General features: G+C 72.5%; 15 protein-coding genes. 7 read left to right on the top strand and 8 right to left on the bottom strand.

Annotated elements, in window-relative coordinates:
- Positions 1-91 precede the first annotated feature (91 nt).
- Both ACOJVX_RS18800 and ACOJVX_RS18795 read left to right on the top strand, forming a co-directional pair.
- Positions 92-610, top strand: coding sequence for a hypothetical protein (locus tag ACOJVX_RS18800; RefSeq protein WP_422646962.1), 519 nt, complete (start codon positions 92-94; stop codon positions 608-610).
- Between the two features lie 89 nt (positions 611-699).
- Positions 700-1,161, top strand: coding sequence for a DUF6314 family protein (locus ACOJVX_RS18795; RefSeq protein WP_026419882.1), 462 nt, complete (start codon positions 700-702; stop codon positions 1,159-1,161).
- 112 nt (positions 1,162-1,273) lie between these two features.
- Here ACOJVX_RS18795 and ACOJVX_RS18790 read toward each other — a convergent pair whose 3' ends face one another.
- Complete coding sequence (locus ACOJVX_RS18790; protein ID WP_418155261.1) at positions 1,274-1,969, bottom strand: hypothetical protein; 696 nt, start codon at positions 1,967-1,969, stop codon at positions 1,274-1,276.
- A 597-nt stretch (positions 1,970-2,566) separates the two neighbouring features.
- Here ACOJVX_RS18790 and ACOJVX_RS18785 point away from each other — a divergent pair.
- A complete protein-coding gene (locus ACOJVX_RS18785) occupies positions 2,567-3,583 on the top strand; it encodes an endo-1,4-beta-xylanase (RefSeq protein ID WP_051314205.1) in 1,017 nt (338 codons plus the stop codon).
- A 162-nt stretch (positions 3,584-3,745) separates the two neighbouring features.
- On the opposite strand, the gene ACOJVX_RS18780 is transcribed toward ACOJVX_RS18785, so the two are convergent.
- Positions 3,746-5,008, bottom strand: coding sequence for an NAD(P)/FAD-dependent oxidoreductase (locus ACOJVX_RS18780; RefSeq protein WP_030104918.1), 1,263 nt, complete (start codon positions 5,006-5,008; stop codon positions 3,746-3,748).
- A gap of 136 nt (positions 5,009-5,144) precedes the next feature.
- Positions 5,145-5,567: a VOC family protein gene (locus ACOJVX_RS18775; RefSeq protein WP_016698792.1), complete on the bottom strand. Its 423-nt coding sequence runs from the start codon at positions 5,565-5,567 to the stop codon at positions 5,145-5,147.
- A gap of 38 nt (positions 5,568-5,605) precedes the next feature.
- Here ACOJVX_RS18775 and ACOJVX_RS18770 point away from each other — a divergent pair, with 38 nt between their 5' ends.
- Positions 5,606-5,989, top strand: a complete 384-nt coding sequence (locus ACOJVX_RS18770; RefSeq protein ID WP_418155264.1) for a MerR family transcriptional regulator — start codon at positions 5,606-5,608, stop codon at positions 5,987-5,989.
- Positions 5,990-6,214: 225 nt separating this feature from the next.
- On the opposite strand, the gene ACOJVX_RS18765 is transcribed toward ACOJVX_RS18770, so the two are convergent.
- Positions 6,215-7,198, bottom strand: a complete 984-nt coding sequence (locus ACOJVX_RS18765; protein WP_418155265.1) for a helix-turn-helix transcriptional regulator — start codon at positions 7,196-7,198, stop codon at positions 6,215-6,217.
- Positions 7,199-7,262: 64 nt separating this feature from the next.
- On the opposite strand from ACOJVX_RS18765, the gene ACOJVX_RS18760 reads away from it, so the two are divergent.
- A complete protein-coding gene (locus tag ACOJVX_RS18760) occupies positions 7,263-8,537 on the top strand; it encodes an epoxide hydrolase family protein (protein ID WP_103056386.1) in 1,275 nt (424 codons plus the stop codon).
- A gap of 683 nt (positions 8,538-9,220) precedes the next feature.
- Here the strand turns inward: ACOJVX_RS18760 and ACOJVX_RS18755 are convergent.
- Together ACOJVX_RS18755 and ACOJVX_RS18750 are read right to left on the bottom strand one after the other, a co-directional pair.
- Positions 9,221-10,117, bottom strand: coding sequence for an FAD-dependent monooxygenase (locus tag ACOJVX_RS18755; RefSeq protein WP_418155267.1), 897 nt, complete (start codon positions 10,115-10,117; stop codon positions 9,221-9,223).
- Positions 10,104-10,451 (bottom strand): FAD-dependent oxidoreductase, encoded by a 348-nt coding sequence (locus ACOJVX_RS18750; protein WP_418155268.1) that lies wholly within the window; start codon positions 10,449-10,451, stop codon positions 10,104-10,106. Before ACOJVX_RS18750 ends, ACOJVX_RS18755 begins: the two co-directional genes overlap by 14 nt.
- 97 nt (positions 10,452-10,548) lie before the next feature.
- On the opposite strand from ACOJVX_RS18750, the gene ACOJVX_RS18745 reads away from it, so the two are divergent.
- Together ACOJVX_RS18745 and ACOJVX_RS18740 are read left to right on the top strand one after the other, a co-directional pair.
- Positions 10,549-11,148, top strand: a complete 600-nt coding sequence (locus tag ACOJVX_RS18745; RefSeq protein WP_418155269.1) for a TetR family transcriptional regulator — start codon at positions 10,549-10,551, stop codon at positions 11,146-11,148.
- A gap of 323 nt (positions 11,149-11,471) precedes the next feature.
- On the top strand, positions 11,472-12,383 hold the full coding sequence (locus tag ACOJVX_RS18740; RefSeq protein ID WP_418155270.1) for a hypothetical protein: 912 nt from the start codon (positions 11,472-11,474) through the stop codon (positions 12,381-12,383).
- A gap of 117 nt (positions 12,384-12,500) precedes the next feature.
- On the opposite strand, the gene ACOJVX_RS18735 is transcribed toward ACOJVX_RS18740, so the two are convergent.
- On the bottom strand, positions 12,501-13,328 hold the full coding sequence (locus ACOJVX_RS18735; RefSeq protein ID WP_422646961.1) for an ABC transporter permease: 828 nt from the start codon (positions 13,326-13,328) through the stop codon (positions 12,501-12,503).
- Positions 13,328-14,284: an ATP-binding cassette domain-containing protein gene (locus tag ACOJVX_RS18730; protein WP_418155272.1), complete on the bottom strand. Its 957-nt coding sequence runs from the start codon at positions 14,282-14,284 to the stop codon at positions 13,328-13,330. The genes ACOJVX_RS18735 and ACOJVX_RS18730 overlap by 1 nt, the downstream gene beginning before the upstream one ends.
- Positions 14,285-14,298: the final 14 nt, after the last annotated feature.

The raw sequence follows: 14,298 nt of genomic DNA, 5'->3' as shown, positions 1-14,298 counted from the left end.
GTGCGTCGTTCCTCCGTCAGCCGGTGGAGATCCGGTAGCCGGGCTTCCCGGCACCCGAGTTCCCGCCCGGCGTCGCCGATAGCGTGAGCCGGTGCGCATCCTCTTCGTCTGCACCGGTAACACCTGCCGCTCCCCGATGGCGGCCGCCATCACCGAGGCCGTCGCCGCCCGGCGCTCCGTTCCGGTGCGGGTGTCCTCGGCCGGGCTACGCGCCGAGACGCTGATCAGCCCGGACACGACGGCGATGCTCCAGCGGCGGGGCATCGACCCGGGGCCGCGACCGGCCGTCCAGGGCACACCGCACCTCGTCGACCAGGCGGACCTGGTGCTCGGCGCGACCCGCGCCCACCACGACGCCCTCCGCGCCGAGGTTCCCACCGCCGCCGGCCGGATCCACGTCTGGGCCGACTTCGTGGCACGGGCCGCCGCGCTGCCCCCGCAACCGGACCTCGACGAGTTGTGCGCCCGCCTCGCCGAGGGCGAACCCCTGCCGGACACCGACCTCGTCGACCCCGCCGGGCGGGGGCGGGCCGCCTACGAGACCGCGGCCGCCCAGATCGACGAACTCGCCGAGGGGCTCCTGGACGTGCTCGGCGCGTTCGCCAGGTAGTCCCGTCGCCCCGCGCCCACTGGCCGGCCCCGGGGGCCGACCGCCCCACCGACGGTGCCGCCGCTCCGGCTCCAGGACAATGCTGGGCGATGAACGCCGAGAGCGGCCCGCCGCCAGCGCCCACCGCCGACACCGATCTCCGGGGCTACCTGCTCGGGCGGTGGCGCCTGGACCGGGTGATCAGCACGCCCGAGGGAGGCGAACTCGGCACCTTCACCGGGTCGGCCGAGTTCACGGACGTGCGCCCCGCCCTCCTCCGCTACCGGGAGGAGGGCGAACTGCGGTTCGGCACGCACGTCGGACCCGCCTACCGAACCCTCTGGTACCGCACCACGGGCGCCGCCACCGCCGAGGTCACCTTCGACCACGGCGGGTTCTTCCACACCGTCGACCTCCGCGGGCCCCGGTGGAACGCCGAGCACCTCTGCGTGGCCGACCTCTACCGGGTGGAGTACCTGGTCCGGGACGAGAACACATGGGCGCAGCGGTGGCGGGTCACCGGCCCCGCCAAGAACCACGTCATCGCCACCGACTACCACCGCGGCGGTTGAGGACCCGGTTCCTCCCGGCCCCGTGCGAGCGTGCTCGTCCGAGCCGAGCGCCGCGCAGCCGGGCCCGCGTGGGACGCGGGAACTCCGCACGCAGGGGCGGCCGGAGGCCTGGTCAGGGGCTCGGGAGGTGCGCGGCGATGTCGGCGACGGCGTGCAGCAGGGCCGGGTCCGGGCTTCCGGACAGCGGTTCCGCCTCCGCGATCGTCAGCACCCTGCCGTGGGGCTCCGACCCGTAGTACTCGGCGGTGAAGCTGACTGCCGACAGCTCAGGGAACGGGCTCCACGCCGGGTGGAAGTCACCGGAACCGTGCTCATCGAAGACCTGCCGAAGGTCCCAGACCTCCGCCGCGTCGCGCATCCGGACCCAGGCGATCGACACCGCGACGTCGTTGCCGTGCTCGTCCCGCACCGAGAACAGCTGGCGGCGGAGGGACTGACATGGTGTCGTCTGGAAGAAGGTCCGCACCTGGCCGAACGAGTGCCGCGCGCAGTTGGTGTGCCGGCGGCTCCGCTTCTTGTGCCGTTGGGTGACCCGCAGTTCCTTCCACGCCGTCGTCCGCTGCCCGTTCCTCGCCGCTTTCCTGGCGTTGGGCAGTCGGGTCTGGATGACTCGCGCGACGGCCTGGTTTCCCGCTCCGGTCACGACCTGGCCACCACCGAACAGCGTCCCGCCAGTCGTGCCGACGGACGCCGCTCCCATCAGCGTGACGGTGGCCGCCGCGGCAACCACCGGACCCGCCTTCCGGGAACCACGGCTGTCCTCGATGAAGATCTTTCTCCCGTTCTTGGTAATCCACCTACCGGCCATGCGGCTCCTCTGCTCCGGGGAAATCGGCCCATTCCTAGCGGGGGTGGGGGACAATTCTGCTCGCAGCGGCCCTCCGTTCACCCGGTCAGGGGATGGCGAGTGCGCGCGTGTCGCTGTTCGACGGCGTGTCGATCGGAGGTGCGCCGGGTCGGCGAGGCGGTGGGGTTCGCCGAGGAGCGGGTGGTCGCTCGTGCGTCGTGGATGTGTCGAACGCCGCGAAGCTCTCGTCGAAACGGACGCGGAGAATGGGGCCGAATCCGTTCGAGAACTCGGCCACAATGGTGCCGGTATCGTGTCGAAAATTGCACTGTTCGGGTCAGTGTGCTGGCGGGTGGTCGGGTCGATGATATCTTCGTGCGCATTTCGGCCCGGCGGTCGTGATGTGGTGGTGGGCGAGGTGTCCGCCTTCTCCTGGTTCGCGACGCGTCTCGGGGTGGGCGTTCTCCTTTCCCGTCCGAACGGGAGTGTTGGTCGCTCCCGTGCTGTCGGACTTCCCAACGGGAGGGAATTCTCGGTGATTTCCGGGCGCGGTCACCGGGAGGCCCTTCGCCGGGGGTGTGCGCGCGTGTCCGCAACGTCCAGAGAACAGGACAGACAATGCGACTGACAACGAGGTCAGTGCGACAGGCCGTCGTGGCGATCAGCGCGGCGGTGGCCCTGGGAACCGTGATGGCGCCACCCGTCGTGGCGGAGAGCGCTCAGGACACCCTCGGGGCCGCCGCGTCCCAGACCGGCCGGTACTTCGGTGCGGCCGTCGCGGCCCACAAGCTCTCGGAACCCGCCTACGTCTCGATCCTCGACCGCGAGTTCAACATGGTGACGGCCGAGAACGAGATGAAGATGGACGCGACCGAGCCCAACCAGGGCCAGTTCACCTTCGGTAACGCCGATCGGATCGTCAACCACGCCCTCAGCAGGGGCATGCGGGTGCGTGGCCACACCCTGGCCTGGCACTCGCAGCAGCCCGGCTGGATGCAGGGGATGGAGGGGCCGGGGCTGCGGCAGGCCATGCTCAACCACGTCACCCAGGTGGCGGCCCACTTCCGTGGACGGATCCACTCGTGGGACGTGGTCAACGAGGCCTTCGAGGACGGCGGTTCCGGCGCTCGGCGCAACTCCAACCTGCAACGCACCGGTAACGACTGGATCGAGGCGGCCTTCCGCGCGGCCCGCGCGGCCGACCCCGGCGCCAAGCTCTGCTACAACGACTACAACATCGACGACTGGAGCCACGCCAAGACCCAGGCCGTGTACCGCATGGTGCAGGACTTCCGGTCGCGTGGCGTGCCCATCGACTGCGTCGGTCTCCAGTCCCACTTCTTCGGTGTGAACGTCCCGGCGAACTACCAGACGACCATCTCCAGCTTCGCCGCCTTGGGCGTGGAGGTGCAGATCACCGAGCTCGATGTGGGTGGCTCCGGGTGGCAGCAGGCGGACAACTACCGCCGGGTGACCCAGGCCTGCCTCAACGTTCCGCGTTGCACGGGCATCACGGTCTGGGGAATTCGTGACAGCGACTCGTGGCGGGCGTCGCAGACGCCGCTCCTGTTCGACGGGCAGGGGAACAAGAAGGAGGCCTACTACTCCGTGCTCAACACGCTGAACGGCGGTTGATCCGGACAGCGGTGACCACCCCGGTGCCGGGCCGGCCGTCCTGAGGGCGATATCGACGTCTCCGCCGCGGTCCTCGAGGCGAGGACCGGCCAGCACCGGGGTACCAGGGGACGGGCGCTCAGCAGCGCCCGTCCCCGCCCCCGTTCCACGGTGGGCGGGCCGTCACCGCAGCGGGTCGAGTTCCCGCAGCGGGTCGGGTCGCCGGCCGGTGGTGATGAGTTCCGCCAACAGCCGTCCCGTCACCGGGCCCTGGGTGAGGCCCCACATGCCGTGCCCGCCCGCCACGTACACACCGGGTACTCCGACCTCCCCCACGAGCGCGCGGCCGTCCGGGGTGACCGGGCGGGGGCCCACCCACTCGTCGGTGCGCCGATCCCAGTCGACGCCGGTGAGCAACGGTCGTGCCGAGTCGACGATCGCCTCGATCCGGGCCTGGTCGAGGGCCGCGTCCGGGGGCTGGAACTCCATGGTGCCGGCCACGCGCAGCGACCCCCGGTAGGGAGTGCAGGCGACCCGGGCCTCCGGCAGGTAGATCGGTCCCGTCACGGGGTCCGAGGTCGGCACGGTGAAGGAGTAGCCGCGTCCGGCCCGCACCGGCACCCGCACGCCCCACTGGCGGGACAGGCGGTCCAACCAGGCGCCGGTCGCGAGGACCAGGACGTCGGCGGAGATCGTCTCGGCCGAGGAGGAGCGGACGACGGACTGGTCCGCGCTGCGGTGCGTCTCGATGACCTCGAACCCGTCGAGGACCACCCCGCCCCGGTCGCGCACCGAGTCGGCCAGTGACCGGGTGAAGGCCCCCGGGTCCACGTACCGCTGTCCGTCCAACCTGACGGCGGCGGTGATCTGGCCGGATGCCTGCGGGAGCCGCTCCCGCAGGTCGGGTCCTTCCAGGCCCGTGTAGTCGATGTGCTGGCCGACCTCCCGCATCCGGCGCAGTTCCTGGAGGAGGTGGGTCGCGTCGGAACGGTCGCGGAACAGCGCCGTCACCGGGGCACGGTGCGTCTCGGCCCTGACCCCGCTCGCCGCCAGTTCGTCGAAGGCGTCCAGGGCGGCCTGGTTGAGGGGGAGCCCGGCGTGGGCGGCGCGGCGCCACGAGCCCCACGTGCAGTGCGCGGCGAACCGGAGCAGGAAGCGCCACAGGTCCGGGTCGACCGTCACGGGCACGTGCAGCGGTGCCTTCGGATCAGCCAACGACCGCAGCCCGTAGCGCAGCACGCTGGGCTCGTTCAGGGGGATCGCCAGGCCGGGGGAGAGCCACCCGGCGTTGCCGTGCGAGGCTCCCGCCGCCACGCCGGCGCGGTCCACGACCGTGACCTCGACGCCGCGTTCCTGGAGGAACCACGCGGTCGACAGGCCCACCATCCCCGCTCCCACGATGACGGCCGACCGGGGCCCGCCGCTGCCTCGCGATCCGGTTCCCATGACACCTCCAGGTCTGGACTCGACTGCTCTCCCCGAGCATGGCCCAGAATCCGTGACGTGTGTGTGTCGGGAGTGGACCGATCGCCGGAAGGTGATCCTCGACTCGCCCCGCCGGCCGCGCCGGGAACGGCGGGGGTCATCGGCCGGGGCTGTCCAGTTCCTCGAACAACGTCAGCTGGAGGCCCGCCGGGCCGTTGAGGCGGGAGTTCAGCGACCGCCACGGGGTCTGCCGGGGGGAGGCGACGAGTTCGGCGCCACCGGCCACCAGATCGGTGGTGCGTGCCTCCGCGTCGTCGACCTCGAAGGCGACACGCAGCCGAGCGCTGCGCGTCCCCTCCGCCTCGATGCCGTCGATCATCCGCACCTGCGCGGGGTTGGCGAGTTCCAGCGTGGCCGCGCCGGCGTCGAGGATCGCGACCCTGGCGTCCCCGTCGCCTTCGAAGGCCGCCCGCTGCGGGAGGCCGAGTACGTCCCGGTAGAAGGTGAGCGCCGCTTCGAAGTCCTCGGCCTCGACGACGAGGCGCAGCTGCCGGACCGGTGTGGTCGTGGTGTCGGTCATGCTGGTCACGGTAGGAGCTGACACTGATGTGAGGGCAAGTGCGAATCGGTGAACTGTCGCGGCGCACCGGGGCCAGCGTGCGGTCCCTGCGGTACTACGAGGAACGTGGGCTCATCGCCGCCGAACGAGGTCCCAGCGGTCAACGCCACTACGCCGGCCACGTCGTCGAGCGTGTCCTGTTGGTGCGGCGACTGCTCGAGGCGGGCTTGGGCACGCACGCCATCGCCGATGTGCTGCCATGCCTGGCTGACCCGGAGACCCAGACCACGTCCCTGACCTCCCGGCTGGTCGTCGAACGGGACCGCCTCGCCCGTGAGATCGCCGAACGGCGCAGGATGCGCGACGCCCTGGACAGGTTCATCGACCAGGCCCCGCCCCTCGCCGGCGCCGAGGGTTCCCCGGAGCCGGAGCGCGCCGGCTGAGGTGCCGGGCGTGGACGGTGGGGACGGTCGGCCACCGGGTGCGCCCGGGCGGCTGCGCGCCGGCTCACCGGGGTTGCCCGCCCCGAGGCGCGGACCGGTGAGGACGTCGCCGTGCTGACCTCGTGGGGGTGTCCCTCTGTGGTTGTCACGCCGCAGCCGAAGTGGGGTGTGGTCCTCGCCCGCGCGACGCGCACCGCCCGACGGTGCGCACAGGTTCGGCTGCCGTCAGGCGGGCCCGGGCTGGTCGACGTGGTCAAGGGACCGCAGGCACCGCCTCCCGATGGCGCGCAGCGAGGCGACCAGCTCGTCGGGCCCGTCGACGAGGGTGAAGTCGGCGTCCACCGAGGTGATCATCCACGCCAGGTCGCGGGGGCTGTCGGAACCCACCCGCAGCAGGCAGCTGGTGTGGTCGACCGCCTCGAGGACGCCCATGCCCGGCCAGATCCGGTCCGAGACCGCCTCGGCCGGCTCGTGCAGGGTCACCGTCGCCTGGTAGGGCCAGGCCCGTGCGGACAGCTGGTGTGCGACGTAGCTGGCGGGGTCCTCGCCGCCCGGCAACTCCCGGGGAGTGAAACGGGGGCCGTTCGGGACGCGGGGCCGCAGCCGGTCGACCCGGAAGGTGCGCCAGGCGTCCCGGTCGGTGTCGAAGGCGACCAGGTACCAGTGCCGGCCGAAACTGACCAGGCTGTGGGGCTCGGCCGCTCGCGGGCCCTCGCCGCCGTGAGGGCTGGCGTAGTCGAACCGCAGGCCCTCCCGTCGCCGGCACGCCTCGGCGACCGCCATCAGGACGTCGGGGTCCACTACCGGCCCGGGAGCGGTTCCCGCGCGGACGGTCGCGGTGTGCAGGGTGTTCACCCGGTACCGCAGCCGGGAGGGCAGCACCTGTTCCAGCTTGGACAGGGCGCGCAGCGAGGTCTCCTCGACGCCGGCGACCGAGCCGGCGGTGGCGGTGCGCAGGCCCACCACCACCGCGACGGCCTCGTCGTCGTCCAGCAGCAACGGGGGCAACGCCGCTCCCGCGCCGAGGCGGTACCCCGCGCTGCCCTGGGTGGCGCGCACCGGGTATCCGAGCGAGCGCAGCCGCACCACGTCCCGGCGGACCGTGCGGGTGCTCACGTCCAGTCGGTCCGCGAGAGCAGCGGCGGTCCACTCCCGCTGGACCTGGAGCAGGGACAGCAGCCTCAGCAGCCTGGCCGACGTTTCCACCACACCATCAGAGCCTGGCCGCCGCTTAGGACGCAACCTGTCCCAACCGGTTCCTAGCGTCTCCCGCATGACAGGCACCGCCAACGGCATCCGGCCCTTCCGCATCGACGTTCCCCAGACCCAGCTCGACGACCTCCACGACCGGCTCGCCAACACCCGCTGGCCGGACGAGGTCCCGGGGGTGGGCTGGAGCCGGGGAGTGCCCACGTCCTACCTGCGGGAACTCACCGAGTACTGGCGGGAGCACCACGACTGGCGCGCTCGGGAGGCCGAGCTCAACCGGCATCCCCAGTTCACGACGCGCATCGACGGGCAGAACGTGCACTTCCTGCACGTCCGGTCCACCGAGCCGGGTGCCACGCCGCTGCTCCTGCTGCACGGCTGGCCGGGAACCTTCGCCGACTTCCTCGAGGTCATCGCGCCCCTCACCGATCCCCGCGCGCACGGAGGTGACCCGGCCGACGCCTTCCACCTGGTGATCCCGTCCCTGCCCGGGTTCGGCTTCTCCGTGCCGCTGGCCGGGCCGGGCATGAACGCGGCCAGGATGGCGGGGATCCTCGCCCGGCTGATGGCCGAACTCGGCTACGAGCGGTACGGCGTGCAGGGTTACGACACCGGGAGCTGGATCGCTCCCGAGGTGGCCAGGCAGGCGACCGACCACGTGGTGGGCGTCCACGTCAACGCCATGCTCTCCTTCCCGATCGGCGCGCCGGGGGAGATGGACAACCTCACCGAGAAGGAACAGCGCAGCTGGGACGGGATGCGGGACTACAACGACGGCTACCTCCAGTGCAACGCGAAGCGGCCGCGGACCGTCGCCTACGGGCTGCACGACTCCCCGGTCGGCCAGCTCGCGTGGATCGTGGAGAAGTTCAAGGAGCTGTCCGAGCCCGAGGACGGCCTGCCCGAGGAGAGCCTCGACCGGGACTGGATGCTCACCACCGTCGCCCTGTACTGGTTCACCGGAACGGCGGGCTCGGCTGCCCAGATCTACTACGAGGAGATGTCGGCGAACTCCTGGAGCGACGCCGAGGGGGGAGGCGAGTGGGACGCGTCAGGGGAGGCCGCTGCCTCCGGTTCGTGGGGCGGGGATGACCAGCCCGGAGCCGGTGAGGCGGGTGCGGCCGGGGGAACGGGCGAGACGAGCTGGGCTCCCGAGCGGGGCACGACTCCGACGGCGGTCCTGCTCTCCGCCCTCGACGTCACCGTCCGGCCGTGGGCGGAGCGTGACCACAACGTGGTGCGGTGGACCGAGTTGGAGCGGGGCGGGCACTTCCTGTCCCAGGAGGACCCTGGCGCGTTGGTGGCCGACGTCCGGGCGTTCTTCCGCCAGCTCCGCTGAGCGGGCGGCGGGGATACCGCCCCGGTCTCCGGCCCTCCCGCCGCTCCCGCGCGTGTTCGGGCGGCCCAGGGGGTGGGCGGCCGGCGTGCACGGGTCGCGTCCGCGTGCTCCTCGCCTCCGCAGGTGGAGTGCGAGGAGGTGGTGTCCCGCTCGTGGAGCGGTGGCCAGGTCCGTGGCCGCCACCTCGACGGGCAGCGGCCGCGTCGACCGTACTGGTTGAACGGCTCCTCGGGTGGATCCGGCGATGAGGTCGACCACCGGCTGGATCGCCGTGCCGGCGGGAGTGGCCAGGAGTCCGGCGAGCAGCCGTACGGCCCTCGGTACCCGCCCGCCGTCGCCCTGGTGGCTGGACCGGACGAACCCGGCTCGTGGAGGACGTGGCGCACGTGCTCGTCGCCGATCCGGGTGCTGGACCGGCGACCCCGCCGCCGGTCCCGGACGTTCGCGGTCCCGGCGTCGAGGTCCTGCGCGGTGGGAGGTCGCCTTCAGCGGACCGCCTCCCGAGGCGCCTCCGGCACGGTGGTGGCGGGGACCAGCGGGGTGGCCGCGGTCGACAGCGCTCCGTACGGGCTCGGTCCTCCGACACGTCGTGCGCCACGCCGAGGACGAGGTTGGCACTGGCACGGCCCCCTCGTCCTCGACGGTCCCCACGTCCGCGCCACGCCGGGCTGGCCCCGGCCAGCTCACCGCGGCGCGCGGCGCTCCACACCGGACGGCTGCTGGTTCGCCCGCCGGACGGCTCGCTGGACCATGCCCCGGATACCCGGGAGCTGGATGGCCCGCATCGCGAGGTCCCGTGCCCACACGTGCGCCTTCGTGGGCGGGGCGTACTGGCTCGTCCCCTTCCGCGCCAGTGCCTGCCGCTTCCGGACCTCAGCGCGCAGTGACGACTCCCAGTCGCTCAGCGCGGCCGGCAGGTCATCACCGTGGTCGGCGAGGGCGGCGGCGAGCCGGTCGGCGCCGGACAGCGCCAGGCCCGCGCCCTGGCCGGCGAACAGCGTGACGCACCAGGCCGCGTCGCCGAGCAGCACGACCCGCCCCCGGCTCCAGCGGTCCGCCACGATCTGGCTGACCGAGTCGAAGTAGGCGAGGTCCGGGGAGGCGGCGAGTTGGCGGAGGACCTCGGGTACCGGGCCGCCCAGGTCACCGAACACCGAGGTCAGTGAACCCGTCGCCCCGCGCCCCAGTTCGCCCTCGACATCGGCGCAGCGGTAGGTGAGGAAGGCCGAGGACCGGCCCGGCCCCAGGTTGATGACGGCGGCGGTGCGGCCGGGGCCGATGAAGGTCGCGCTGGTCCGCTCCGGGACCTCCGGCGAGACCCGCTCCAGGGGGAGCGCGCCCACGACGTGCCGCAGGTCCACCCGGAAGTCGGCCTCGGGGCCGAACACGAGCTCACGGACCCCCGAGTGCAGGCCGTCGGCGCCGATGAGCAGGTCGGCGTCGACGATGTCACCGTCGCTCAGGGTGGCCTGGACCTGGTTGGTGTCCTGGTGGACGGCGCGGACGGTGGTACCGAAGCGGAACTCGGCGGCGCCCTCGGCCACGTCGTGGAGCGCTGATTCCAGGTCACCCCGGAACACGGTGACCGCCCGGCCGCCGAGGGCCGCCTTGGGCGAGCGCGGTCGGAACGGTGAACTTGTGGCGTCCGTCGGCTCTGATGAGCACCGAGGTGAGGAATCCGAGGTCGCGTGCCCCGAGGGCGGGCAGGATGCCCAGGCGTTCGGCGGCGTCGTAGCCGGGGCCGGTCAGGTTCACCAGGTAGCCGCTGCTCCGCCGGGTGGGGGAGCGTTCCACCACGAGGACGTCCCAACCGCTGTGGCCGAGCCTGGTCGCGGCGGCCAGTCCCGCGATGCCCGCGCCGACGACGACCGCTCGACGCCGCGTCGTCCCGGGCGTGGTGAAGTCGGGTGCCATGCCTGCTCCCTCCATGTATGAGCACGTGTTCAAACTCAAGTATGAACGCGTGCTCATCTTGGGCTGGGTGCGGGTACCCCCACCTAGACTGGGGCCCGTGCCCAGAGGTGTCGCCATCCCGGACATCCGCCAGGAACTGTTCGCGGCCGTCGAACGCGTCATCGGCCGGGACGGGCCCGGCCGGCTCAGCGGACGAGCCGTCACCACCGAGGCCGGAGTCGCCAGCGGCCTGCTCTACGCCCACTTCGCCGACCTCGACGACTTCCTCGCCGCCTACGCGACCGATCGCGCCTTCCTGATCTCCGCCGGCACCTCGGCCCTCGCCGACCGGGCTGGCACCGGCGAGGTCGCCGGCAACCTGTGCGACGCGGTCACCGCCACACCGCTGACCAGCCTGCGGGCCGCCCTCACCCTCCTCGTCGCCAGGCCGGGACTGGTGGAACGGGTTCACGCCGTGCTCGGCCCCGGCAACAGCGGCCTCGACGCCCTCGAAACCGCCACCGCCCGCTACCTCACCGCCGAGCAACGGCTCGGCCGGATCGCCCCGACCGCGGATCCCGCCGCGCTCGCCCTCGCCGTGGTCGGGTCGTTCCACCACCTCGCGCTCACGGCCAACGCCGAGCAGGACGTCCCCGCCCGCCTCCGCCGCAGCGTCGCCGGCCTGCTGGCCCCCGTCACCTCGCCCGCTCCCGCGTGACCCGGCCGGGAGCAGGCGCGCCCGTTCCGACCTCGCCGGGCGGGCAGCCTGCCACCTGAAGGTCCCGGTCCGGCCCCACCACCCGGAGAACCGGCGCGCGCACGCCGAGGCTCCCCGTCACCACCGAGGGTTCGGGAAGCCGGTCGAACGCCCACGGACGTCCCGTCCCAGGGTTCCGGCGGTACGCCGACCTCGGCGTCCCCCGAACGCTCACGACCGTCGGGCCGGCCCCGGGAGCGGGCGGGCGACAACGGGACGGAGGCGGAACTCCCCGGCGTCGGGCGCGCGGACCACGACAGAAGGGAAAATGGCATCCTGACCGCGTGTCCGAGACCACCTACGCCGGATCCGGTCCCTACTGCTACTCCCACTCGATGGCGATGATGATGGGGGCGGCCGCGCCGGACGTGGCGGTCATCGAGACCCTGACCGGAAGCCCGTACGGCATGCAGCTCACCGAGGAAGCGACACCGTACTTCGACCCGGCCGGCTGGACCCCCGAGATCGGCATCGACCACGCCCTCACCGCCCTCGGCTGGTCAACGCACCGGAGCGGCGGAGGCGACGAACACGGAGCCCACGACCGCCTCCTGGGCGCCCTGGAAACCGGCCCCGTCCTGGTCGGCCCCGTCGAGATGGGACACCTGAGCTACCAACCGGGCAGGACCGGTCCCCTCGGGGCCGACCACTACCTCGTCGCGATCGGCCACGAGGGGGGACACCTGGTCCTGCACGACCCCCAGGGGTACCCGTACGCGCGCCTGCCCTGGGCCCAGTTCCGGGACGCGTGGCGCGCGGACACCGTGGACTACGCCACCCCGTTCACCATGCGCACACGGTTCGTCCGCGAACGAGACGTCGCCCCCGCCGACGCCCTCCGCGCCTCCCCACCCCGCGCCCTCCACTGGCTGCGAGGCGACACCGCCCCGCCCGGCGCCCTCGCCAACCACGACGCCGCCCTCGCGCTCGCCGACCTCCTCAGCACACGGCCCGAGGACGTCCAGGAACACCTCATCCACTTCGCGGTGCGCGTGGGAGCGCGGCGACTCGCCGACGCGGCCCACTGCCTCCGCACCGTCGACCTCCCCGAGGCGTCCCGCGTCCTCACCCGGCAGGCCCGGCTCGTCGGTGCCCTGCAACACCCCCTCGTCACCGGGGACACCGCCACCGCCGCGCGCCTCCTGGTCGACCTCGCCCCCACCTACGAGGAACTGCGCGCGAGCATCCAGCTGTGACGCGCACGGACGTCGTCGTCCTCCCGACCGCACGGTCCACACCGGACCCGGCGGCCGCACGGGGGCCACGGGGACCAGTGGGAGGAGACCGGCCGGCGCGGGAGGACCGCCAGACGGTCAGCTCGGGTGCTCCCGACCGAACAGCCTCCGCGACCAGAGATACCCGCCCAGCGCGATGAGCGCGCACCAGCCGAGCGCGACCCAGCCGTGGTGGCCGACGGGCTGGTCCATCAGCAGGCCGCGCAACGTCTCGATGATCGGGGTGAACGGCTGGTACTCGGCGAACCAGCGCAGCCCGGCGGGCATCGAGTCCGTGGGGACGAATCCGCTGCTGAGGAAGGGCAGCAGGATCAACGGCATCGGCAGGTTGCTCGCGGTCTCCACACTCCTGCTGACCTGACCGAGAGCCACCGAGAGCCACACGAGGGCGAAGGTCACCACGGCGAGGAAACCCGTGGTCGCCAGCCAGCCGCCCAGCCCGGCCCCGGGCCGGAAACCGATGAGCAGTGCCACGCCCATCACGATCGCCAGACTGAGGAACGCCTGGATCACGCTCCCGACGACGTGGCCCGTCAGGACCGAGACCCGGGCGATGTGCATGGTGCGGAACCGGTCGATGATCCCCTCGGTCAGGTCCATGGCGATCGAGATGGCGGTGCCCTGCACCGTCGAGGTGATGGTCATCAGGAGGATGGCCGGTACGACGTAGGTGAGGTACTCGGACCGTCCGCCGGGGCCTTCGCTGATCCCGGCGCCCAACGTCCCGCCGAAGACGTACACGAACAGCAGGAGGAACACGATCGGCATCCCGACGAGCACCAGGGTCGTCGAGGGGTACCGGAGCATGTGCCGGAGGTTGCGGCGCGACATCGTCGCCGAATCCCGCAACGGGTGGAACCGGAGGGCGGCGGGCGCCGGGCCGGGGAGGGAAGGTGCGGTGCCCATCAGGTGCTCACCTTCTCGGCGCCGGGCTGGCCGGTCAGGGCAAGGAAGACGTCGTCGAGGTCGGGGGTGCGCACGGACAGCTCCTCGACCTCGATACTCCGGTCGTCCAGCCTGCTGAGCACTGCCCGCAACGACCGGAGACCGCCGTCGCTGGGCACGCGCAGGGCAAGCGTGCCGTTCTCCCGCGAGGACGTGTCGAGCGCGCGTTCGGCGTCCTCGAGGCTGGTCGGGTCCGCGAACCGCAGGAGCACGTGGCCCCCGGGGACGAGCCGTTTCAGCTCCTCCGCCGTGCCCTCCGCGACCAGCCTCCCGTGGTGGAGGACACCGATCCGATCCGCCAGTTCGTCGGCTTCCTCGAGGTACTGGGTGGTGAGGAAGACGGTCACCCCGGTGGACACCAGCTCGCGGACGATCCGCCACATCGCCCGGCGACTCCGGGGATCCAAGCCGGTGGTCGGTTCGTCGAGGAAGATCACCTGGGGGTCGCCGACCAGGGTCATCGCGAGGTCGAGCCGCCGCCGCATACCTCCCGAGTAGGTGGAGGCCGGTCGTCGAGCGGCATCGACCAGGTCGAACCGCCGCAGCAGCTCAGCGACGCGCCGCCGGCCGTCACGTCGGGGCCAGTGGTGCAGGTCCGCCATCAGGAGTAGGTTCTCCTCACCGGTGAGGAGGGAGTCCACCGCCGAGAACTGGCCGGTGACGCCGATCGCCGCGCGCACCGCGTCGGGTTCGGACGCCAGGTCGTGCCCGCGGACCCGCGCGGCGCCGCCGTCGGGGGCGGCCAGGGTGGACAGGATCCTGACGGTGGTGGACTTGCCAGCGCCGTTCGCGCCGAGCAGGGAGTACACCGTCCCGGCGGGGACGGTGAGGTCGAGCCCGTCGAGCACGACGTGCTCGCCGAAGGACTTGCGCAGCCCGGTGACCGAGATCGCCGTCTCAGGGGGTGCGGTCGCCATGGTTGTCCTTCCGT

Origin of the sequence: Actinoalloteichus caeruleus (genome assembly GCF_049311605.1) — a bacterium.
GTDB classification, from domain to species: Bacteria; Actinomycetota; Actinomycetes; order Mycobacteriales; family Pseudonocardiaceae; genus Actinoalloteichus_B; species Actinoalloteichus_B caeruleus.
This window is presented reverse-complemented; position numbering and strand designations above follow the sequence as displayed.